Origin of the sequence: Collimonas sp., from assembly GCF_035566375.1 — a bacterium.
Lineage (GTDB): Bacteria > Pseudomonadota > Gammaproteobacteria > Burkholderiales > Burkholderiaceae_D > Collimonas.
The window spans coordinates 85,616-108,641 of sequence record NZ_DATMRK010000022.1; the positions used below are offsets into that span (position 1 = coordinate 85,616).

The 23,026-nt window shown below is 55.6% G+C and carries 19 protein-coding genes; 18 read left to right on the top strand and 1 reads right to left on the bottom strand.

The genetic code is table 11. The annotated features are described in order from the left end of the window. Positions 1-45: 45 nt before the first annotated feature. The 9 genes from VNZ60_RS06475 to VNZ60_RS06515 all read left to right on the top strand — a co-directional run bounded on the left by VNZ60_RS06475 (position 46) and on the right by VNZ60_RS06515 (position 14,254). Positions 46-636, top strand: coding sequence for a chemotaxis protein CheW (locus tag VNZ60_RS06475; protein WP_325657602.1), 591 nt, complete (start codon positions 46-48; stop codon positions 634-636). 127 nt (positions 637-763) lie between these two features. After that, complete coding sequence (locus VNZ60_RS06480) at positions 764-3,163, top strand: methyl-accepting chemotaxis protein (RefSeq protein ID WP_325657603.1); 2,400 nt, start codon at positions 764-766, stop codon at positions 3,161-3,163. A gap of 150 nt (positions 3,164-3,313) precedes the next feature. Further along, the gene (locus VNZ60_RS06485; protein ID WP_325657604.1) at positions 3,314-9,376 is read left to right on the top strand and encodes a hybrid sensor histidine kinase/response regulator; all 6,063 of its coding nucleotides are present in this window, start codon (positions 3,314-3,316) and stop codon (positions 9,374-9,376) included. Positions 9,377-9,534: 158 nt separating this feature from the next. Next, the gene (locus VNZ60_RS06490; protein ID WP_414648787.1) at positions 9,535-10,203 is read left to right on the top strand and encodes a YqgE/AlgH family protein; all 669 of its coding nucleotides are present in this window, start codon (positions 9,535-9,537) and stop codon (positions 10,201-10,203) included. Between the two features lie 30 nt (positions 10,204-10,233). Then, positions 10,234-10,650, top strand: coding sequence for a Holliday junction resolvase RuvX (gene ruvX, locus VNZ60_RS06495; RefSeq protein WP_325657606.1), 417 nt, complete (start codon positions 10,234-10,236; stop codon positions 10,648-10,650). Positions 10,651-10,679: 29 nt separating this feature from the next. Beyond that, the gene (gene pyrR / locus VNZ60_RS06500) at positions 10,680-11,201 is read left to right on the top strand and encodes a bifunctional pyr operon transcriptional regulator/uracil phosphoribosyltransferase PyrR (RefSeq protein ID WP_325657607.1); all 522 of its coding nucleotides are present in this window, start codon (positions 10,680-10,682) and stop codon (positions 11,199-11,201) included. Beyond that, entirely contained in the window at positions 11,194-12,153 is a 960-nt protein-coding gene (locus VNZ60_RS06505; protein ID WP_014004791.1) for an aspartate carbamoyltransferase catalytic subunit, read from the top strand. Before pyrR ends, VNZ60_RS06505 begins: the two co-directional genes overlap by 8 nt. A 62-nt stretch (positions 12,154-12,215) precedes the next feature. Continuing rightward, the gene (locus VNZ60_RS06510; RefSeq protein ID WP_325657608.1) at positions 12,216-13,505 is read left to right on the top strand and encodes a dihydroorotase; all 1,290 of its coding nucleotides are present in this window, start codon (positions 12,216-12,218) and stop codon (positions 13,503-13,505) included. Continuing rightward, positions 13,502-14,254 carry a lysophospholipid acyltransferase family protein gene (locus tag VNZ60_RS06515; RefSeq protein WP_325657609.1) on the top strand — a complete coding sequence of 251 codons (753 nt, stop codon included), beginning with the start codon at positions 13,502-13,504 and terminating at the stop codon, positions 14,252-14,254. The genes VNZ60_RS06510 and VNZ60_RS06515 overlap by 4 nt, the downstream gene beginning before the upstream one ends. 1 nt (position 14,255) lies before the next feature. Here VNZ60_RS06515 and VNZ60_RS06520 read toward each other — a convergent pair whose 3' ends face one another. Next, on the bottom strand, positions 14,256-15,092 hold the full coding sequence (locus VNZ60_RS06520) for a symmetrical bis(5'-nucleosyl)-tetraphosphatase (RefSeq protein ID WP_325657610.1): 837 nt from the start codon (positions 15,090-15,092) through the stop codon (positions 14,256-14,258). Positions 15,093-15,547: 455 nt separating this feature from the next. Here VNZ60_RS06520 and rfbB point away from each other — a divergent pair, with 455 nt between their 5' ends. From rfbB to VNZ60_RS06565, 9 genes are all read left to right on the top strand, one after another. Then, positions 15,548-16,630, top strand: a complete 1,083-nt coding sequence (gene rfbB / locus VNZ60_RS06525; RefSeq protein WP_325657611.1) for a dTDP-glucose 4,6-dehydratase — start codon at positions 15,548-15,550, stop codon at positions 16,628-16,630. Then, positions 16,627-17,529: a glucose-1-phosphate thymidylyltransferase RfbA gene (rfbA, locus tag VNZ60_RS06530; RefSeq protein WP_325657612.1), complete on the top strand. Its 903-nt coding sequence runs from the start codon at positions 16,627-16,629 to the stop codon at positions 17,527-17,529. The genes rfbB and rfbA overlap by 4 nt, the downstream gene beginning before the upstream one ends. Continuing rightward, on the top strand, positions 17,526-18,068 hold the full coding sequence (rfbC, locus tag VNZ60_RS06535) for a dTDP-4-dehydrorhamnose 3,5-epimerase (RefSeq protein WP_325657613.1): 543 nt from the start codon (positions 17,526-17,528) through the stop codon (positions 18,066-18,068). The genes rfbA and rfbC overlap by 4 nt, the downstream gene beginning before the upstream one ends. Further along, a complete protein-coding gene (gene rfbD, locus VNZ60_RS06540; RefSeq protein WP_325657614.1) occupies positions 18,065-18,970 on the top strand; it encodes a dTDP-4-dehydrorhamnose reductase in 906 nt (301 codons plus the stop codon). Before rfbC ends, rfbD begins: the two co-directional genes overlap by 4 nt. Before the next feature lie 223 nt (positions 18,971-19,193). Next, a complete protein-coding gene (locus VNZ60_RS06545; protein WP_325657615.1) occupies positions 19,194-19,895 on the top strand; it encodes a WbqC family protein in 702 nt (233 codons plus the stop codon). Further along, positions 19,892-20,821, top strand: a complete 930-nt coding sequence (locus VNZ60_RS06550) for a glycosyltransferase family 2 protein (RefSeq protein WP_325657616.1) — start codon at positions 19,892-19,894, stop codon at positions 20,819-20,821. Before VNZ60_RS06545 ends, VNZ60_RS06550 begins: the two co-directional genes overlap by 4 nt. Next, positions 20,802-21,437, top strand: coding sequence for a class I SAM-dependent methyltransferase (locus VNZ60_RS06555; RefSeq protein ID WP_325657617.1), 636 nt, complete (start codon positions 20,802-20,804; stop codon positions 21,435-21,437). Before VNZ60_RS06550 ends, VNZ60_RS06555 begins: the two co-directional genes overlap by 20 nt. Then, a complete protein-coding gene (locus VNZ60_RS06560) occupies positions 21,434-22,099 on the top strand; it encodes an acetyltransferase (RefSeq protein ID WP_325657618.1) in 666 nt (221 codons plus the stop codon). Before VNZ60_RS06555 ends, VNZ60_RS06560 begins: the two co-directional genes overlap by 4 nt. 14 nt (positions 22,100-22,113) lie before the next feature. Then, a complete protein-coding gene (locus VNZ60_RS06565; protein ID WP_325657619.1) occupies positions 22,114-23,025 on the top strand; it encodes a glycoside hydrolase family protein in 912 nt (303 codons plus the stop codon). Position 23,026 lies beyond the last annotated feature (1 nt).

A 23,026-nucleotide genomic window follows, 5' to 3' on the forward strand; every position in this document is an offset into this window, starting at 1 on the left:
GGATTTAATGTTGCTGAATTCACGCCAAATGAGCGCCCAATCAATATGACCCAATCAAGCTCGCATCTGACGGCAGAAGCATCGCCCTCGTCGCTACCCGTCAACAAGGTGGCGCTTGACGCCGACTCGCGCCGCAGCCGGCTGCGTGAATTTCAATCGCACTTGCTGGAACGGATGCAAGCCGCGCGTAGTGGCACAGAGGCGCAGGAAAGCCAGCTCGGCCTGTTGATCGGACAGACCCGGTGGTTGCTGAATTTGCAGGAGGCGGGAGAAATCGTCGCCGTCGACCAGATTTCGCGGGTGCCGCTGACCCACGATTGGTATCTGGGATTGAGCAACGTGCGCGGTACGCTGATCAGCGTGATCGATTTTGCGCGTTTTCAGGGACAGGCTTTGACGCAAATTGACAAGGAATGTCGGATTGTCGCTTTTGCTCCGACATTTTCTTTCAACAGCGGCTTGCTGGTTTCCCGTGTTTTGGGCTTGCGCAACGTCGCCCAGATGACCTTGCAAGCCGCGGATTCGCTGGATCAGGCAGGCGCCAAGCGCTATCTCGATAGCGACGCGCAGCTCTGGACCGAACTGAGTATGGCCCAGATCTTGCACGACCCTCGTTTTTTACAAGTAGGTTTATGAGTCCCAGGTACTGCTGCAATAACGGCAGTATCCGGTGGCAGCGAATTTGCACACGGCGATTTTGCTGGGCACGAAGTGATGCCGGTGTGTGCATGGCGATTTCATCGAGCAATTAGGAGATTCTGTAATGGCATTCAAACTACCGTCTTTATCCAAGGCGGCCAAGGAAGAGCAGGGCGAAGCAGGCGATAGTTTCGTGCAGGAAGCATTGATGCACGATCCAGAGCAGACCGTCATGGAAGAGCGTTTCATTCCAGAGCCGCCACCCGCGCCGTTGTCGGCTCCATTATTGGCGCCATTGCCGGCGCCGATAGCTGTGCCGCAGCCGGCTCCGGCGCCTGCATTTGCCGCAGTTCCTCAAGAATCTGCCACTGCAGCCGCGGCCGCAGCAGTAACCGGCGCCAGCGCAGCTGCCAGCATCGCCAGCCCCGATTCGTCGCCGCTGCCATTCATCGGCAAGTTGCCGCAGCAAAAACAGATTCGTCTGCTGGTGACGGTGCTGGTCGGCGCTTTGCTGCTGACCATCCTGTTCCTGTGGCTGAGTGCCAAGAGCTCGGCCATGAGCTCGACCCAGACCCAGATCGCCGGCGACGCGCTGATGCACTCGCAGCGTATCGGTAAGGCGACGCCGAATGCGATTCAGGGTAATTCCGAAGCGTTTAAGCAGCTGGCCGACAGCCGCAAGGAATTCAACCAGGATCTGACCATCCTGTCGAAAGGTGGCGACTACAAGGGCCACAACATCGGCACGCCTAGCGCGCAGATGGATTCCAAGCTGAGCGAAGTCAACAAGGTCTGGTCTAATACCGACAAGGCCGCGGATACCATCCTTAAGCTGCAAAAGGAATTGACCAGCTTCGGCGTCACGCTGCAAAAACTGAACGGCATCTCGCCTAATCTGCTCGATCTGTCGGAACAGATCGCGACACTGAAAACCCAAACCGGCGCTACTCCGCGCGAAATCGCGGCGTCGTCGCAGCTGGTCATGTTGACCCAGCGTCTCGGCCGTAGCGCGAATGAATTCCTGACCTCGGAAGGTGTGAATCCGGAAACCGCGTTCTTGCTGGGTAAGGATACCAATACTTTCCGCGACATCGTCAGCGGCTTCCTGAACGGCAGCGATGTACTGCGCCTGCCAGCCAGCAAGAGCGAAGAAGAGCGCAGCAAGCTGACCGAACTGGAAAAGAGTTTTGCCGAGTATCAGGAATCGGTGGCCTCGATTCTGGGCAACATGCAGAACTTCGTTTCTGCAAAACAATCGGAACAACTGATCTTTACCGAAAACGAAAACCTCAAGCAACGCCTGGGCGCCTTGGAAGATACTTATCGTGACGCACAGGATACGCAAAGTATCTGGTTCTGGCTGATGTTGCTGGCTGCGCTGACGACTCTGTTGGCGGCGGCAGCGATTGCCTGGGTCCAGGTGCAAGACGGCCGTCATCGTACCCACGAAGCCGACGTACGCCGGATGGAAGCGGAAGAACAGCGTTTGCAAGCGATCAAGCAGGAAGAAGACGCGAGTAACGCCAACGACCAGAACCAGGCCGCGATTTTGCGCCTGATGAATGAATTGCAGGAAGTTGCGGACGGTGACTTGACGGTGCAGGCGACGGTGTCGGAAGACATTACCGGCGCGATTGCCGACTCGGTTAACTACACGGTGGAAGAGTTGCGCGGACTGGTCGGACGGGTTACCGCAACCGCCCAGCAGGTGACGATTGCGTCGGATCAGGCGCAAAGCATTTCGATCGAACTGTTGGCAGCGTCGCAAAGACAGTCGCGCGATATTCAAGAAACCACGCAAGCGGTTCTCGACATGGCGACCCAGATTACCGACGTTTCCAAATCGGCTAGTGAGTCCGCTGAAGTGGCGCGGCAGTCGGTGAGTGCGGCAGAAGAGGGCTCCAAGGCGGTGGAAAACGCGATTTCCGGCATGAACGAAATTCGCGAACACATCCAGGAAACCTCCAAGCGCATCAAGCGGCTGGGTGAATCGTCACAGGAAATTGGTGAAATCACTGAACTGATTTCCGACATTACCGAACAGACCAACGTGTTGGCGCTGAACGCGGCGATCCAGGCCGCTTCGGCCGGTGAAGCCGGTCGCGGCTTCTCGGTGGTGGCGGAAGAAGTTCAGCGGCTGGCGGAACGCTCCGGTGCGGCGACCAAGCAGATTGGCGCACTGGTGCGCACCATTCAAACCGATACGCACGATGCGGTGGTAGCGATGGAACGTTCGACGCAAGGGGTGGTCGAGGGCGCCAAGCTGTCAGATGCGGCCGGTGCGGCGTTGTCGGATATCCGACGGGTTTCGAACCGTCTGGCGGAACTGATTCAAAGTATTTCTTCCACTACCGAGCAGCAGGCCAACTCGGCCAACGGCGTGGCTACCAACATTCAAAACATTCTCTCAGTTACTGAAAAGACACGGGAAGGTACACGACAGACGGCCTTGTCAATTCGTGAACTGTCCAAGCTGGCAGAAGATTTGAAGAGCTCGGTATCGCGTTTCCGCGTGACCAATTAATGTGTAGCACCGTGCTTGCTGTCCGGTCCTTCAATCGGACCGGCAAGCGCGGCATCCTTGCCCAGGTTTTCGCTGTTGTCGCGATCCTGGGCAACGGGTATGCATCGTGGTCGATCCCGCTTGACCACTCCCTGAACCCATGAGGCAGTCATGACCACCGATTTTTCCAGTTCCGCTGCTCAGTTACCGCATTCTGCGCGGACGCACCTTGATACCGGACCATTGTCATGGGTGATGAGCGAAATTCGCGAAGCACTGAATCAGTCCGGCGCCGCCCTGGCGAAAGCCGGCGAGGTTGCCAGCGACAATCACTCGACCGCTGTCCGCCATGCCAAAACCTATCTGCACCAGGCCCATGGCGCCTTGCAGATGGTCGACATCGACGGCGTCACCATCATCACCGAAACCGTTGAAGACATACTTGAGCGCGCTGAGTCGGGCCAGGCTGAACTGAGCGCACAACATGTGCAGATCATCAACAACGCCTATCAGGCATTGATCGAATACCTGGACGAACTACTGGCCGGCGGCAGCCACCAGCCGGTGCGTTTGTTCCCCTACTATCAGGCATTGCTGGAAATTCGCGGCGCTGAACGGATTCACCCGGCCGATCTGTTTTTCCCTGACCTGACCATTCGTCCGCACTTTCCTGCGGCAGAGCAGGTAGCGCCGGTCGAAGCTGAAGTTTATCTGCCATTGCGCAAGCGTTTCGAACGCGCCCTGTTGCCATTCCTGAAAAGCGCCGACAAAGCGGTTGAACTGGAAAACGCCACAGCCATGCGGGCGGTAGTGACGGAAGTCGAGCAGATGCAACGCAACCAGCAATCGCGCGCATTCTGGTGGGTGATGCATGGTTTCGCCGAAGCGGTGGCCGATGCTCAGGTGTCCAACGAACTCTACGTCAAACAGTTGTTTGCCCGCATCAACCTGCAGTTGCGGCGCTTGAGTCAGGGTTCATCGAGCATCTCGGAACGGCTGTTGCGCGACGCCTTGTTTTTCATCGCTGGCATTGAACAGACTTCCAAGCTGGCGACTCAGATCCGCGCTGCCTATCGCCTCAACGGCCTGGTGCCGGCCGATTACAGCACACGCCACTACGGCCAGATCAGCCAGGAGGCTTTGAGCGCCGCCAAAGACCGGCTGGCGCAAGCCAAGAACATGTGGGACCGGCTGGCCAGCGGCGACGCCGGCCCGGCTTCTGCCTTCGAACAGGAAATGCATGGTTTGAGCGAAGCCGGCAGCCGGCTTAACGCGCCGTCGCTGTCCAAGCTGCTGCGCGAACTCAACGGCATTGCGCGTCACGCAGCGCATTCACGGCCAGGCGATGCGATTTGCATGGAGATTGCCACCAGCCTGCTGTTTATTGAAAACACACTGAATCACATCAGCCGCTTGCCGGAGAATTTTTCCGAACGCGCCGATGCGATGACCGCCCGTCTGTTGTCCGTAGTATCCGGCGAGACCTTGGGCAAACCGGCGCAATGGATTGACGATATCTATCGTGAAGCGCAACAGCGTCAGACTGTCAAAATGCTGGCCTCTGAAATGCTCTCGAGCTTGCGCCAGGTTGAAAAGATGCTGGACGAATTTTTCAACGATCCGGAGCGGCGCGAGGTGTTGGCCCAGATCGAACAAGTCTTGCATCAAATTCAGGGCGCGCTGGCGATCCAGGAGCAGAGCGACGCCATGCGTGTGGTTGAGCATACGCGCAGCACTCTGCAACGTTTTGCCGCAGCAGGCAGCGACGTCGTGCCGGAGCAGAAAGAGTTCGAACGGATTGCGCAAAACATCGGCGCGCTCAGCTTCTTTATCGAAACTCTGCAGCACCAGTCGGATACCCAAAACAATCATTTTACTTTCGATGAAGAAGCGGGAGTATTCCGCATCAACTTGCTGGAGCGGCGTGCCGTGGTTGCTGCTCCCCAACCGGATCCGATCGTGTCATCGTCTGCCGCCGACGGTCACGCGCCTGCTCTTTCTGCAAGCGTTGGTGCAAGCCTTGCTACCGGCGACAGCTCGGTGTCCTTGCCCGAATTGGCAACCGTAGAAGACGAGCTGTTGCAGCATCAGCAGCAATCGGCGGAACTGGCGCTGTCTTTGACCGCGCAGCCGCATGATCCGGAGCTGCAAGAACGACTGAAAGAGTCGCTGGTACAGATGCGGGTCGACGCCGCATTGAGCGACAATCCCGAGGCTACCGATCGCGCTCAGGCCGCCATCGATATTCTCGATCATCCGGATTTCTCGGCATCCCAGCAATCGCTGGCGGAAATCGTTACCACTATCGTGCCGCTGCACACTGCAGAAGCCGTAGCGCCGGTGGCGGCAGTAAGCGACGAGGAGGCCGACGCCGAACTGCGTGAGATTTTTTTGTCCGAAGCGGACGAGGTCCTGACGAATGCCAGGCAAGCTCTTCTGCAACTACACGACGCCCCGCATAAACAAGAACCTCTGACCGTATTACGGCGTGCCTTTCATACGCTCAAGGGCAGCGGCCGCATGATCGGCTTGAATGCTTTCGGCGAAGCAGCCTGGAGCATTGAGCAGGTACTGAATCTGTGGCTGTCGGAATCACGCGCGGTAAGCGCCGATCTGGACGCCTTGCTGGATCACGCGGTGGTTCAGCTGGATGGCTGGGTAAAAGAGATTCAGCAGCACGGGCAGTCGCATCAGACGCCTTACGCACTGGCTGAAATTGCCGCAAGAGTTCGCGATGGCGGATCATTTGCAGAATCCGCGCCGGCTGCTTTGGCCGATGCGGAAGAAATGATAGAGCTCAGCGATTTGCCGGACCTGCCGGTTCAGGCCGAGGAAATCCAGCTGAGCGATGACGATCTGGCTTTGTTTGGCGCAGAGCACGTTGCAAATTCCGCTGCAGATTCCGCTGCAGATTCAATTCCGGTTGAAGAACCGCAGCTGTCTGAAGTTCAGTTTGAAATGCAGTCAGAGGATCAAGCCGAAACAATCGCGCCGCCTGCAGCTATCGAAGCAGCGTCTGCCGCGCCGGCGTCGCTGGCCAGCGCTGAAGTGATCGCCTTTCCCGGCATGCAGGAAATTCGCCATGACGACAGCACCAAACAAATCGGCGATCTGACTATCAGCCTGCCGCTTTACAACATCTATCTGGCCGAGACCGACCAGTTGGTACGCCATCTGTCGCACGATTTTGCCGAATGGCGGCATGAGCCTGAGCGGCCGGTAATGACGCAATCGGTGCACGCTGCTCATTCGCTGGCGGGAAGTTCCGCCACGGTCGGCTTCAAGCCATTGCAAGAAGTGGCGCATGCACTGGAGATGGCGTTGCAGCGGATGGCGTTGCAACCCGGCTGCTTGCATGGGCCGGATTACGACACGCTGCAGCTTAGCGTCGAACGGGCCAGGTGGATGCTGCAGCAGTTTTCGCAGGGCGAGATGCCGTATTACGAGCCGACGCTGGTTAGCAACCTGGATAGTTTGTGGCAAGGACAAGGACCAGCACCAGCGCATGGGCATGGACCAGAAGCGCGCAACGCCGAAACCGAAACGCAGCCAAAATATATAGTCGAAGATCTTGTCGAAGATATTGTCGAGACAAGCGCTGCTATCGAGGCGGCGCAAGCGCCACAAGTAATTGCCGCGCCTGAGTTTGAGCAGGTCGCTGAAGATATTGGCGCGCAGCCGCATGAGCGCCATTTGCATTCGGTTACTGCGCCGGTCACCGCGGTTGCGGCGGACGCAAGCGTCGCGGCTGCGCCAGATCATGTGCAAGCGATAGCGCAGGCATCAGCTGCGCCGCTGGCGGCAGTACCACAGTTTTTCGATACGGCGAAGGAAGAGATCGATCCTTCGCTGGTGGTCCGGGATGAGCTGGACGCCGATTTGCTGCCGGTGTTTCTGGAAGAGGGCAGCGACATGTTGCCGCAAATCGGCAGCGCCTTGCGTAGCTGGCAGGAGAACCCGTCGGATGTCAAACCGTCGCAGGCAATCCTGCGTCATTTGCATACCATCAAAGGTAGTGCCCGCATGGCCGGCGCGATGGTGCTGGGCCAGCACATGCACGAGATGGAAAGCCATATCGAAGTGATCCTGCAATCGGGCGCGTCTGCAATTTCACGGCATACCATTGACGAGTTGCTGGCGCATTATGACCGCGGCGCGCAGATGTTTGAGAACTTGCGCAATCCGCAAGCGCAACAGCCGGCAGCGGCAGCGGCAGTGGCAACGGCCCCAGCCCTGGCGGCGGAAGCGCATGCCGCCGTCAACCTGCCGAGCTTGACGCCGTCATTGGCTGCAGGGGGCGTGACGTCAGCGCCGGCGCCGGCGGTAGCTGCCGCCAGCGGCCTGGTGTCGCAGGTGCGGGTCAATGCCGAAGTGCTGGACCGGTTGGTGAATCAGGCCGGTGAAGTATCGATTACACGTTCACGGCTGGAATCCGGCATCGGCACCTTGCAGATCTCTTTGTCGGAACTGACTGAAAACGTCGACCGCCTGCGCAGCCAGTTGCGGGAAATCGAAATTCAAGCGGAAGCGCAGATCAGCTCACGCATGACATTGGCCGGCGAGCGCGAATTCGATCCGCTCGAGTTCGACCGCTTTACCCGGTTGCAGGAATTGACACGGATGATGGCGGAGAGTGTCAATGACGTCGCCTCGCTGCAAAAGAATCTGACCAGTACGGTGGACGGCGCCAACGCCGACTTGCTGACCCAACGCCGCCTGACGCGCGACTTGCAACAGGATCTGATGCATGTACGCATGGTGCAGTTTGCCAGTATTGGCGAGCGTTTGTATCGGCTCACACGCCAGGTCGCCAAGGAACTGGATAAACGTGTCAACCTGGATATCCGTGGCGGTAACGTTGAAATCGATCGCAGCGTCCTGGAAAAAATGATCGGCCCGTTCGAGCATTTGTTGCGTAATGCGATCGTCCACGGGATTGAATCGCGTGAAGCGCGGCGCGCTGCAGGCAAGAGCGAAACCGGCGAACTGAAGATCGAAATCCGGCAGGACGGCAACGAAATCCTGATCCAGTTATCGGATGACGGCCAGGGCTTGAATCTGCAGCGTATTCGCGACAAGGCGCGCACCGTTGGCTTGCTGGAAAGCGATGAGCAGATATCCGACGTCGAAACCACTGAGCTGATTTTCCGTCCCGGCTTTTCTACCGCGGCGGACGTTACGGAACTGGCCGGGCGCGGTGTCGGCATGGATGTGGTGCGTTCGGAGGCGGCGTCTCTGGGCGGCCGGGTCGCCGTCAGCAGCGATGCTGGCCAAGGCACCCATTTCACGATTCACTTGCCGTTGACGCTGGCTGTTACCCAAGTGGTTCTGTTGAGCACCGGCGGCCATACCTATGCCGTGCCGTCAGCGCTGGTCGAGCAGGTGCAGCAATTGAAGGCGAAGGCGCTGGCCGCGGCCTACAACGATGGCTCGCTGATCTGGCAAGGGCATAAAGTGCCGTTGCAATATCTGTCGACGTTGCTGGGCGATGCCGATATGGTACCGGTGGCGCAGCAATATTCGCCTATCATCATTTTGCGTAGCGGTAACGACCGGGTGGCGCTGCACGTGGATGAAATCGTCGGTAACCGTGAAGTCGTGGTCAAGAATATCGGCCCGCAATTGTCGCGCATGATCGGGATTGCCGGTGCTACGGTGCTGGGCTCTGGCGATATCGTGCTGATCTTGAATCCGGTGCCGCTGGCGCAGCGCTTCTTGCACGAGCCACGGGCGCCGCAGCAATCGCACCTGGCGACCCACGATGTGATGGGCGCGGTGGCGGAAATGCGCACCAGTGTGGTTGACTCCGGTTTGCCGCAGGCAGCCCAGCCGGTGCAGGGTTTGCGCAGCCAGAGTGTGGTGATGGTGGTCGACGATTCGTTGACCGTGCGCCGGGTTACCCAGCGTTTGCTGTCGCGTGAAGGTTATCAGGTGGTGTTGGCCAAAGACGGTGTCGATGCGCTGGAACAGTTGCAAGCAATTACACCTGATGTGATGCTGGTGGATATTGAAATGCCGCGTATGGATGGTTTCGATCTGAGCCGGAATATCCGCAACGACGAACGCACCCGTCATATTCCTATCATCATGATTACGTCACGCACCGCCGCCAAACATCGCAGCTACGCGATGGAACTAGGTGTCAACGAGTATCTGGGCAAGCCGTATCAGGAAGATGAGTTGATCAGCACCATCAAGTCATTCATCCGCAAAGAAGTAAACACTCTGCAATAACACTTTATGCGCGTGTGCCGGAAACAAGTGTTCCGCACACGCGCATAAACTTTCCTTACCCCCGCGGTCTCTCTCCCCCTCGTGTAACGTTTTAGCGATAATTTTGCCAGGCAGGAAACACTATCCGAGGCGGCTTTAGCGCATTCAAAACTGATAAAATGCGAGCTATGGCTAAGCTCGATACAACTCCGGACGATTCTCCTGCGCGCAAGAGCGGCGCGGAGGGCAACGCCGATTCTCCTCCCCTGAATCTGACAAATCATTTCCTTATTGCAATGCCTTCCATGCTGGATCCTATTTTCGGCGGGACTGTGGTGTATTTGTGTGAGCATAATGCCAACGGTGCGCTTGGCGTGGTGATCAACAAGCCGACCGACATGACCATGCAGGTACTATTCGACCGCATCGATCTGAAGCTTGAGATCAGTCCCGAACTGAGCGGACTGGACTTCAGCGATCCGATCGCCGAACGGCCCGTGATGTTTGGCGGCCCGGTGCAGGTCGAGCGTGGTTTTGTGCTGCATGCGCCGGTCAAGAATTATTCGTCGACATTGAAAGTGACAGACCAGATTGCCATGACCACTTCCAAGGACGTGCTGGAAGAGGTGGCGCATGGCAACGGGCCGCCACGCATCCTGGTCAGCCTCGGTTGTTCCGGCTGGAGCGCGGGCCAGCTGGAAAGTGAGATAGTCCACAACGGCTGGCTGACCGTCGCCGCCGATCCCGCCATCATTTTTGAATTGCCGATTGCCGAGCGTTTCGCCGCCGCAGTCAATCTGCTGGGCATTTCGCCGTATATGCTGACTGCGGAATCCGGACGTGCGTGAGTCGCTGAAAGAATTTTCTTGGGGCTGGGCATGGCTGGCTTGACGGGTTTAACGGGCATGGCGGGCACCGTGCTGGGTTTCGATTTCGGCCTGAAGCGGATCGGCGTGGCGGTCGGCAATACCTTGCTGAAGCAGGCGCAACCGTTGCAAGTCATCAGTGCAGCTACCAATGACGGCAAATTTACTGAAATCGCAGTCCTGATCAAAGAGTGGCAGCCGGTACTGTGTGTGGTTGGCCTGCCCCTGCATCCGGATGGCGCAACGCACGAGATGAGCATCCGTTGCCAGCGTTTTGCCAATCAACTGCACGGCCGCTACGATGTTGCCACGGTGCTGGTAGACGAGCGCTACTCGTCTGCGGTGATCAAACAGCAGCGTGGAGCAGTGATCGACGACCAGGCTGCCGCGATTATTTTGCAGCAGTATTTTGATGATCTATCGGAATGACTTTGTTCTGACTTTGCGATGAAGATGCAATGACTACAATCACCCCCCAATTCGATGCCGAGGCACTGTATCAAGTGCTTGAGGCAAAAGTAAAAACAGCTCTGGCGCAAGTCGATAATGTTGCGGTAATCGGCATCTACTCGGGCGGCGCCTGGATCGCCGAGCGCCTGGTCGCAGCCTTGCAATTGAACCCGGGCGAGCGCCTTGGTTGCATCGATGTCTCGTTCTATCGCGACGATTTTTCCGAAAAGGGCTTGCGTACCGACATCAAGCCGACCCAGATCCCGTTCGATGTCAACGGCGCCACGATACTGCTGGTGGACGATGTGCTGTACACCGGGCGCACCACGCGGGCAGCGATCAACGAATTGTTCGACTACGGCCGCCCTGCAAAAATCATGCTGGCAGCACTGATCGATCGCGGCGAGCGCGACCTGCCGGTGGCGGCGGATTTCATCGCCGATGCAGTCACACTGCAGCCCGGCCAATCCCTACAACTTGAACGCGCCGAAGACGGCAGCTTTTCCCTGATGGTGCAATCTAATGCTTAATCCCCAACTGAATAAAAACGGCGAACTGCAACATCTGTTGACCATAGAAGGACTGCCGACTTCGGTGGTCACCCATATTCTGGACACGGCGTCTTCGTTTGTCGGCGTCAGTGACCGCGATGTAAAGAAGGTGCCGCTGATGCGCGGCAAAAGCGTTTTCAATCTGTTCTTTGAAAACTCCACCCGCACCCGTACCACTTTCGAGATAGCTTCCAAGCGCTTGTCGGCCGATGTCATCAATCTGAATATTTCCGCCTCCAGCGCCAGCAAGGGTGAATCGTTGCTGGATACGATCGACAACCTGTCGGCCATGCACGCCGACATGTTCGTGGTGCGTCACGCACAATCCGGCGCGCCGTATCTGATCGCCAAACACCTTACCGATACCAGGCAGCACCATGTCCACGTAGTGAATGCCGGCGACGGCCGTCACGCCCACCCGACCCAGGGTCTGCTGGACATGTACACGATCCGGCATTACAAAAAGGATTTCAGCAATCTGACCGTAGCGATTGTCGGCGACATCTTGCATAGCCGCGTTGCCCGCTCAGACATCCACGGCTTGACTACCTTGGGTGTGCCGGAAGTACGCGCCATCGGCCCGCGTACCTTGCTGCCGAGCGGCCTGGAGCAAATGGGCGTGCGCGTATTCACCGACATGAACGAGGGTTTGAAGGGCGTCGATGTGATCATCATGTTGCGCTTGCAGAATGAGCGCATGAGCGGGGCCTTGCTGCCCTCGGCGCAGGAATTTTTCAAGAGCTACGGTTTAACCCCGGAGCGCCTGGCGCTGGCCAAGCCGGATGCGATCGTGATGCATCCGGGGCCGATGAACCGCGGCGTGGAAATTGATTCAGCCGTTGCCGACGGCGCGCAGGCGGTGATTTTGCCGCAAGTGACGTTTGGCATCGCGGTGCGGATGGCGGTCATGAGTATCCTGGCCGGGAACTGAAGTTGCGTTGCCCCGAGCCTGAATCCAGATAATTATTTATAGAATCGCCAAAACATTTACAGATGAAACTTCACATCAAAAACGGCCGTCTGATCGACCCCGCAAACAATATCGACGCGCAACAGGATCTGTTTATTGCGGCAGGCAAGATCGTCGGCGTCGGCACCGCGCCAGCCGATTTCTCCGCCAATAAAACGATCGATGCAAGTGGCTTGGTAGTGACGCCGGGCCTGGTTGATTTAAGCGCGCGTTTGCGTGAGCCGGGCTACGAATACAAGGCTACGCTGGAATCGGAAATGCAGGCGGCCATGCAGGGGGGCGTCACCAGTTTGATATGCCCGCCGGATACCGATCCGGTGCTGGACGAGCCGGGCCTGGTGGAGATGCTGAAGCATCGCGCCAAAAGCTTGAACCAGGCGCACGTCTATCCGTTGGGTGCTTTGACGGTAGGGCTCAAGGGTAAGGAGCTGACCGAGATGGCCGAGCTGACCGACGCCGGCTGTATCGGTTTTGCCCAGGCTGAAGAACCGATTCTGGACACTAACGTGCTGCTGCGGGCCCTGCAATACGCCCGCACTTTCGACTACACCGTATGGTTGCGTCCGCAAGACCCTTATCTGGGGCACGGCGGCATTGCGCATAGCGGAGCGGTGGCGTCGCGGCTTGGCTTGTCGGGCGTGCCGACCATGTCGGAAACGATTCGCTTGCATACCATTTTCGAACTGGTGCGCGCCACCGGCGCTCGTGTGCATTTGTGTCGGATTTCGTCGGCCCCGGGTCTGGAGTTGATCAGGAACGCCAAGAAAGAAGGCCTGCCGATCAGCTGCGATGTCGGCGCCCATCACATCCACATGACCGACGTTGACATCGGTTTCTTCGATTCCAACGCCAGAATGGCGCCACCGTTCCGTTCGCAACGCGATCGCGACGCCATTCGGCAGGCGCTGCTGGACGGCACCATCGACGCCATCTGTTCGGATCATACGCCGGTCGACGATGATGAGAAATTGCTGCCTTTCGGCGAAGCTACGCCTGGCGCCACCGGTCTCGAACTGTTGTTGTCGCTGGCCTTGAAATGGGCCGAGGATTGTGTCGTTCCGGCGCAGCAAGGACTCAGCCGGGCATTGGCGAAAATCACTACCGATGCGGCGCGCGTGGCGAGTCTGGCGGCCGGCCAGCTGGCTGTAGGCAGCGTCGCCGATATTTGCATTTTCGACCCGGCCGTACGCTGGAAAGTGGAAGCCAAGGAATTGGCCAGCCAGGGCAAACACACACCGTTTCTCGGGTATGAGCTGAGCGGGCGTGTCAAAACCACGATCGTGGCCGGCCATATCGCATTTGAACGCCTATGAGCGGCTGGCGTTTGCTGCGGGTGCTGCTGCACCTGATTATTGGCTTGTGGACTTGCGCCATTGTATTTCCACTGACAGATAACGCCGGGCGGCAGCGGCGCATACGACTTTGGTCGATCCAGCTGCTAGCGATCTGCCGGGTTCAAGTTACCTTGAGCAATCCGCAGAATAGCGTGGCGGCTGCGCGTGCCTTGATCGTTGCCAATCATGTGTCGTGGCTGGATATCTTTGTCATCAACTCGATTCAAACCTGCCAATTCGTCGGCAAGTCCGATATCCGCGACTGGCCCTTGCTCGGCTGGCTGTGCGAGAAGGGTGGCACGATTTTTATCGCACGCGGCAAGCAGCGCGATGTACGACGTATCTTCCAAGGCTTGGTGACAAGTATTGAAGCCGGCGCACGGGTTGCTTTTTTCCCTGAAGGCACCACGGCGGCGCAGGGCTCCATACTGCCTTTTCACGCCAACCTGTTCGAGGCGGCGCTCGATGCGAAAGCGCCGGTCCAGCCTTATGCCTTGCGCTATCTTGATGACCAGGGAGCACTGCATCCAGCGGCAGATTTTATCGGCGACATGACTTTTGCCCAAAGCATGCTGGCGATTTTGAAGGCGCCGCCCATGAAAGCCGAGCTGATTCAGCTGACGCCTATCGATACCACAGGATCGCACCGGCGTGAACTGGCCGTCATCGCGCGCAGCGCAATTGCTGAAGCGTTGGGGCTGGCGGAAAAAGATACGGTCGAGAGCTGATCTATTCTCCAGGCCGCTGTGCCTGCGGGCAGCTGACCTGAAGCAGCAAACGATCGGCCAGCCTTACCGCAGTCAGTTTGCCGCCCCACACGCAGCCGGTATCCAGCCCAATCAGATTCGGCCTGAGCACCAGCCCCAGGGTCGACCAATGTCCGCATACCACAGTGACATCCTGGGTCTGCCGTTGCGGTACGTCGAACCATGGCAGATAGCCGGGCATGGATGTGCCAGTGCTTCCCTTAGCGGTCAGTTCCATGCTGCCGTCTTCAGTGCAAAACCGCAGGCGCGTCAAAGCGTTGACAATGCAGCGCAAGCGATCATTACCTTGCAGCGTATCGTCCCAGCGCGCAGGCTGGTTGCCATACATCTCACGCAAGAACTCAACCCATAGCGGGCTGCGCAGCACGCTTTCGACCTCTTGCGCCAACGCCACCGTTTTAGCCGCAGACCATTGCGGCAGGGCGCCGGCGTGTACAAACAAATGGTTCTCTTGCAGCAGCGCCAGCGGCCGCTGTCTCAGCCAATCAAGTAATTCTTCGCGATCGGGAGCGTCGAGAATGTCATCCAGGGTGTCGCTGCGATGCAGTTTGCGGATACCGTGTGCGGCCGCCAGCAGATGCAAATCGTGATTGCCGAGCAAGGCTTGTGCGCGATCGCCTAGTGAGCGAATCAAGCGCAATGTTGCCAGCGATTGCGGCCCGCGGTTGACCAGGTCGCCAACAAAAATCAGGCGCGCATCGGGGGTAGTCGCGTCGATGCGTTTTAGTAAGTCCAGCAGGCTTTGATGGCAGCCCTGCAAGTCGCCGATGGCGTATATATTGGAACTAGCAGGTGTCATGGGGGGCTTGTTGGATTGCATCGTTCAAATTCGCTATTGTAGATCGTGTAAGCTCTTGCGTTTAGAGTCATGTCGCAAGACGAACGGCTTCTACGTAAATTCGGCCTGCCGCAACCGACTCAGCCTCAGCCTAAAATATGAAATATGTACATACCGTTCGAACTGAGTAGTGCAGCGTACCCTTCCTTCGATACGGAGCTGCGCTCCTACTCAGAACTGTCGGGTAATACTGCTTATACTCAGCGGTCCATAGTTGGTTGCCACTTTGCAATAAAATGTTACAGTGAATGCCCTTCCGTAGTGGAGGCGAGATATTCAGTGTTTTTTCGATAATTTAATCCCAACTATAATAGTGGATAATGCGCGTATCCAAAAAATTTCGTGCGTTTGTGTAATTGATATCTCTTTGCAGTCCGCAACTCGCCATTTTATTTAAACGCATTCTGGACAATCACATGATTTTTATTACTGGCGGGGCCGGTTTTATCGGCTCCAATTTTGTACTCGACTGGCTCGCGCAAAGCGATGAGCCGGTAATCAATTTCGATAAATTGACTTACGCCGGCAATATCAATAACCTGGCCAGCGTTAATCAGGACCCACGTCATATTTTTGTGCAAGGCGATATTGGAGATGCTGCGCATGTCGCAGCGCTGCTGGCGCAACACAAGCCGCGTGCCGTCGTCCACTTCGCCGCCGAAAGCCATGTCGATCGCTCGATCCACGGTCCTGCTGCATTCATTGAAACCAACGTGAATGGCACCTTTGGCTTGCTCGAAGCTGTACGTGCATACTGGACGGGTTTGCCAAATGCCGACAAAGCCGCTTTCCGCTTTCTGCACGTCTCTACGGACGAGGTTTACGGCACGCTCGGCGCCGATGACGCACCGTTCACGGAAACCAGCCAATATGCTCCCAATAGCCCGTATTCAGCATCCAAAGCGGCGTCTGACCATCTGGTACGGTCGTATCATCATACCTACGGCCTGCCGACCCTGACCACCAATTGCTCCAACAATTATGGTCCGTATCACTTCCCGGAAAAACTGATCCCGCTGATCATCACCAACGCCCGCGCAGGCAAGCCATTGCCAATTTATGGTGATGGCCAGCAAGTGCGCGACTGGCTTTATGTGAGCGACCACTGTACTGCAATTCGTCGTGTGTTGGAAGCAGGGATGCCAGGCGAGGTCTATAACATCGGCGGCTGGAATGAGAAAGCCAACCTGGATGTGGTGCATGTCTTATGTGACATTCTGGACCAGCTAGATCCCAAGAGCGATGGTAGCTATCGCGATCAAATCACCTATGTCGCTGACCGCCCCGGACATGATCGCCGCTACGCCATTGATGCACGCAAAATAGAGCGAGAGTTGGGCTGGAAGCCCGCAGAGACTTTTGAAACAGGTATCCGCAAGACAATACAGTGGTATATGGATCATCAGGACTGGGTGAGTAGCGTCCGGTCGGGCGACTATTTGAAATGGGTAACGAAGAACTACAGCCAGCGCAATGGCACATTGGAGGCGGCGCAATGACGACAGCCGCACAAAGTCGCAAAGGCATTATCCTGGCTGGAGGTACCGGTACCCGTTTATACCCGGCTACGATGTCGGTCTCCAAGCAATTGCTACCAGTGTACGACAAGCCAATGATTTATTACCCGCTGACGACGCTTATGTTGGCCGAGATCCGCGAAATCCTGATCATTTCGACGCCACAGGACACGCCGCGCTTCAAGGAATTGCTCGGTGATGGCACACAATGGGGAATAGAACTCAGCTATGCGGTACAACCAACGCCGGATGGCCTGGCACAAGCATTTATTGTCGGTCGTGAATTTGTTGGCAATGCACCTTCAGCATTGATTCTGGGTGACAACATTTTTTACGGCAGTAACTTTGAACAGAGTTTATTGAAAGCATCCGCGAATACCGCTGGTGCGACTGTTTTTGCCTATCACGTACAGGATCCTGAGCGTTATGGAGTGGTCGAGTTTGATGCCCAAAGACAGGTCTTGTCGTTTGAAGAAAAACCGGTCGAGCCAAAATCGAATTATGCGGTCACCGGTCTCTATTTTTATGATGCCGCAGTAGTTGACATTGCCGCCAAGGTTAAACCTTCTGCCCGGGGCGAACTTGAAATCACCGACATTAATCGAGAGTATCTATCGCGGGGAACTCTGAATGTAGAGTTAATGGGACGCGGAATGGCATGGCTAGATACCGGCACACATGAATCATTATTGGATGCGTCCCAATTCATTGCGACTATTGAAAAACGGCAAGGATTAAAAATCGCGTGTCCGGAAGAAATTGCATATCGCAAAGGTTATATCGATGCGCGGCAATTGGCGGAACTCGCACAGCCGATGATAAAGAACGAATATGGGAAATATCTTTTGCGCGTGCTTTCGGAGCAGGTTTTTAAGCCATGAATGTTGTTATAACAAGCATCCCGGAAGTGCTCATTCTTGAACCTCAGGTGTTCGGTGACGCGCGCGGTTTGTTTTGGGAGAGTTTCAATGCGCGCCGATTTTTCGAGCTAACAGGGGTGCAAACTGCTTTCGTTCAAGACAATCACACCAAATCGATTAAAGGCGCTCTTCGTGGTTTGCATTATCAAATAAGTCAACCTCAAGGCAAGTTGGTGCGTGTTGCAGGTGGCGAAGTGTTCGATGTTGCGGTTGACTTGCGTAAAAGTTCGCCCACTTTTGGCCAATGGACTGGCACGATCTTGTCAGCAGAAAACAAACGGCAGATGTGGATCCCGGCTGGGTTCGCACATGGCTTTGTAGCGCTAAGCGAAAATGCCGAATTTTTGTACAAAGTGACCGATTATTACGCCCCTCAAAATGAGCGCGCCATTCTATGGAACGATCCTTCCCTAGGCATAAACTGGCCTGTTGAGTCACCACTCCTATCCGCTAAAGATCAAGCCGCAAGCTTGCTGGCCGATGCAGAGGTCTTTGAATGAAAGTACTGTTAACTGGAAAATCCGGTCAGGTCGGCTATGAGTTGGAGCGCAGCTTGCAAGGCTTGGGCGAGATCATCGCTCTTGATCGCATACAGATGGATCTAACAAATCTGGACCAGGTCCGCGCTGTCATCCGCGCTGTCCAGCCCAGCCTGATCATCAACCCGGCTGCTTACACCAACGTGGACCAGGCCGAGAGCGAGCCTGACCTCGCCATGCGCATCAATGGCGAAGCTCCTGCAGTAATGGCCGAAGAAGCCAAAAAGCTCGGCGCGGCGATGATTCACTATTCAACGGACTATGTCTTCGACGGCAGCAAGACGGCCCCCTATACCGAAGACGATGCCACCTGCCCCATCAATGTGTATGGCCGAACCAAACTGGCAGGCGAGCAAGCCATCCAAGCTGCAGACATACCGCATCTAATACTGCGCACCAGTTGGGTCTATGGCATGCGCCGAAAGAATTTCTTGCTGACTGTGCTGCGTCTGGCACAAGAGCGCGACGAGTTGCGCATCGTCAGCGATCAGCGGGGGGCGCCCACATGGTGCCGCACGATTGCGGATACCACTGCCCATATTGTCGCGCAACTACAGCCATTTCCCGCCGAAAGAAGGACTGGGGATAGGAGGGCAAGTATAATGCACGACCTATGGCAAAACCGATCTGGCCTCTATCATCTTACCGCCCAAGGGCAGACGACGTGGTACGGATTTACCAAAGCGATTCTTGAGCACCCGTCAGTTGTCAAAAAGCCGATCGTTACTCCGATCACAACTCAAGACTATCCGATGCCGGCCAAGCGTCCAGGCAACTCGGTATTGTCTTGCGAACGATTGACTAGCATGTTTTGCGGGTTGACTGCTTGGGAAAGCGCGCTCAGGCTGTGTCAAGAAAATTGATTTTTTCTTGGGATTGAAAGATTTGTCAGCTAATGATGATCGCTTGCCTAAAAGTTCAGAATCCTGGCGCTTCCCACCCTTATTTTTGCGTTATGTATTGTCTAAAAATGAATAATAAATATGAAATCTCGCTGAAAATGCTTATTTCAAAAACTGATAAACCTACAGCAATAATTGACGTCGATGCACGCAATACGTGTGAACGAGTTCACGCGCATAAGTCATGAAAGAAAAAAAAGTTGCCATTGTGCAGTCCAATTACGTTCCGTGGAAGGGCTACTTCGACATGATCGCCGCCGTGGATGAATTCATCCTGTACGACGATATGCAATATACCCGTCGCGACTGGCGCAACCGCAATCAGATCAAGACACCGCAAGGGCAGCAATGGCTCACCGTTCCAGTCAAGGTAAAGGGTAAATACCACCAGTCCATCCGCGAAACGGAAATTGACGGTACCGACTGGAACGAGGCGCATTGGAAGGCTATCGTTCAGAATTATCGTCGTGCGCCGCATTTTGAAGAGGTTGCCGGCTTTTTCGAGCCGCTCTACCGGCAATGTGAGCACACCCACTTATCCACGCTCAACCGCGCGTTAATCGAGGCCGTATGTGAATACCTAGGCATCACCACCAAAATCAGCAACTCCTGGGATTACGTTTTAATCGAAGGCAAGACCGAGCGCCTTGCTGATCTTTGTGCGCAGGCACAGGGCACGGAATATATTTCCGGCCCTGCTGCCAAGGATTACATTGAGGAGCACCTATTTACCGAATGCGGCATCAGGCTCGCCTGGTTCGACTACGCCGGCTATCCGGAATACCCGCAACTCTGGGGTAATTTCACTCACGGCGTCACCATCCTCGATTTGCTGTTCAACTGCGGCAAGGATGCGTCGTGTTATATGAGGAATGTTCGGTCGTGAAACTCTCTATCGTCGCCACCCTTTATCAGTCTGCGCAGTATCTGGAGGAGTTTTACCGCCGCGCTGGTGCTTCGGCGTCTCTGCTCGTTGACGACGACTACGAAATCGTCCTGGTCAATGACGGCTCGCCGGACAACAGTCTTGAATTGGCCGTTCACCTCTGTGAATCAGACCCGCATGTGGTCGTTGTCGACCTCTCTCGCAACTTTGGCCACCATAAGGCTATGATGACCGGGATGGAGCATGCTCGTGGTGAGCATATCTTTCTGATCGACAGCGATCTCGAAGAAGAACCCGAGTGGCTATCGACCTTCTCTGAGCAAATGGCACGAGAGCGCTGTGATGTCGTGTATGGCGTTCAGGAACAGCGCAAGGGCGGTGTTTTCGAGCGGTTGAGTGGCCAATGGTTTTACCGATTCTTCGAGGCACTCACCGGTATTTCACTTCCAGAAAACGTGGTCACCGCAAGGCTGATGACTCGCCGTTATGTCGTCGCCCTGCTGCGCCACGGCGAACGCGAGGTTTTCATGGCGGGCCTTTGGCATATCACCGGTTTCGATCAGCGCCCGCAAACCATCAAAAAACATAGCACTAGCGAAACGACTTACACCTTGCGCCGTAAGATGTCGCTCTTGGTGAACTCCGTCACGTCATTCAGCAATGCACCGCTGATCGGCATTTTCTACATCGGCGTGACCATCTCGCTCTTTGCGGGGACTTACACTGCTTACCTCCTGACTCATTGGTTGTTTCTTGCCAAACCTCTCAGTGGCTGGACCTCGGTCATGGCCTCGATCTGGCTGCTGGGCGGCTTGGTCATTTCCTTCATTGGCGTTGTTGGTATCTATCTCTCCAAGATTTTCTCGGAAACCAAACGACGTCCTTACACCATCGTGCGACAGGTATATGGAAAACAAGACAACTGATATTCTGGTCGAGGTGGCTGACTACTACTCCGCCAAACTTGCCGAGCATGGCGAGACTCCACGCGGTGTTGATTGGAACGGTGAGGGCAGCCAAGTACTGCGCTTCGAGCAACTAACGCGTTTGATCCCGCAGCCGGCCGGCTTTTCGCTCAACGATCTGGGATGTGGGTACGGCGCCCTGTTCGACTACTTGAACTTGCACTACCGGGACTTTGCCTATAACGGCAGTGACGTATCCGCCGACATGGTTCGCGCTGCTCAGGATCGCCACGCCAACAGGCTCAATGCTTGTTTTGCTGTTGCTGCCGAACCGCCGGAGATGGCGGATTACGGTATCGCTAGCGGCATCTTCAACGTCCGGCTTGGGCGTAGTGAAGCCGAATGGTATGGCTATCTGGAGGCTACGCTTGATGTGTTGGACCGCACCAGTCGGCTGGGATTCGCCTTCAACTGCCTGACCTCCTACTCGGACGCGGACAAGATGCGGGACTACCTTTACTACGCCGATCCCTGCGTTTTGTTCGATCTGTGCAAGCGGCGTTATTCACGTCATGTGGCATTACTGCACGATTATGGTCTTTACGAATTCACGATCCTGGTGAAAAAAAATCCATGAAAAAACCGCTGATCATCTTCGGTTCGGGCGATATTGCTCAACTGGCTCACTACTATTTCTCTACGGACTCGAATTGCGAAGTCGTAGCTTTCACTGTAGATGCGCCTTACATCACCGCAACCGAGTTTTGCGGACTACCCGTTGTGCCGTTTGAAGAGCTTGCAAAGCTCTATTCGCCCGATACCCACGAAATTTTCGTTGCTCTGAGTTATTCCAAACTCAATCAACTACGGAAGGAAAAATACCTTGCTTCCAAGGCATTGGGTTACCGTATCGCCAGCTATGTCAGTTCTCATGCCACGGTGCTCAACGATGGCAGAATTGGCGACAACTGCTTCATCCTTGAAGACAATACTATTCAGCCGTTCGTCAGCATCGGCAACAACGTTACGCTGTGGAGCGGTAACCATATTGGGCACCACTCGTCCATACACGATCACTGTTTCATCGCATCGCATGTTGTGATCTCGGGCGGCGTTGAAATCGGCGAATATTGCTTCATCGGTGTCAATGCGACATTGCGCGATCACATCAAGGTGGGTGAAAAATGTGTGATTGGTGCAGGGGCTCTGCTCGTTGCTGATGCTGAACCGGAAGGAGTCTATATCGGTCAGGCTGCCGAGCGTGCGAGGGTTCCAAGCAACCGGTTGAGAAAAATCTAGGGAGCAACATATTGATGCGCTGGAAAAAATTGGGACAGCTCTATCGTCCTGAATCTGTTCACCCTAAACTTGCGAGTCATGCCGCGAATCCTCTAGCCGTTTTGCTGGGTGGAGATATTTATCGTGTGTTTTTTAGCGGTCGAGACAAACAGAATCGCTCATCGGTAGGATTTGTTGATGTAGATATCATAAGACGCGAGGTTGTTTACGTTCACGACCAGCCCGTTTTCGAGCATGGGTCAGAAAGCAGCTTCTACTCCCATGGCGTCAGCATTGGTAATTGCTATGAGGCAGATGGACATCGCTACATTTTGTTCATGGGCTGGCAATGTCCTCCTAGCGGTCACTGGCGAGGGGATATTGGACGTCTGGTGCTTGAACCCGATTTGTCCCTTCGTATCGATGGTGATAAACCGTTCATGCCCACAGATGACACTGACCCGATCAGTCTTTCTTATCCATGGGTGATCGAGAGGGAAAATGGTGGTTACCAAATGTGGTACGGATCAACAGTGAATTGGGACGCAGGAAACGGCGAAATGCTGCATGTGATCAAGCATGCAGCTTCCATTGACGGTCATCGTTGGCAACGGAACGGCCTTGCTGTTCCGTACAGCCTCGGTATAGCCCAAGCGTTTTCCCGTCCATCTGTTGTCGGAAACCAGCACGACGGGTATCACATGTGGTTTTCTTATCGGAGCGGTTCTGGCGAAAAATACCGGATCGGTTACGCGTATAGTCGGAGCGGTGAAACTTGGGAGCCTCGCTTAGATGAGGCTGGAATAGATGTATCTCCAAGCGGTTGGGATTCGGAAATGATCGAATACCCATTTATTTTTGACCACAAAGACCAGCGGTTGATGTTGTACAACGGTAATGGCTATGGGCAAACGGGATTCGGTATGGCGGTGCTGACGAATGAGTGAC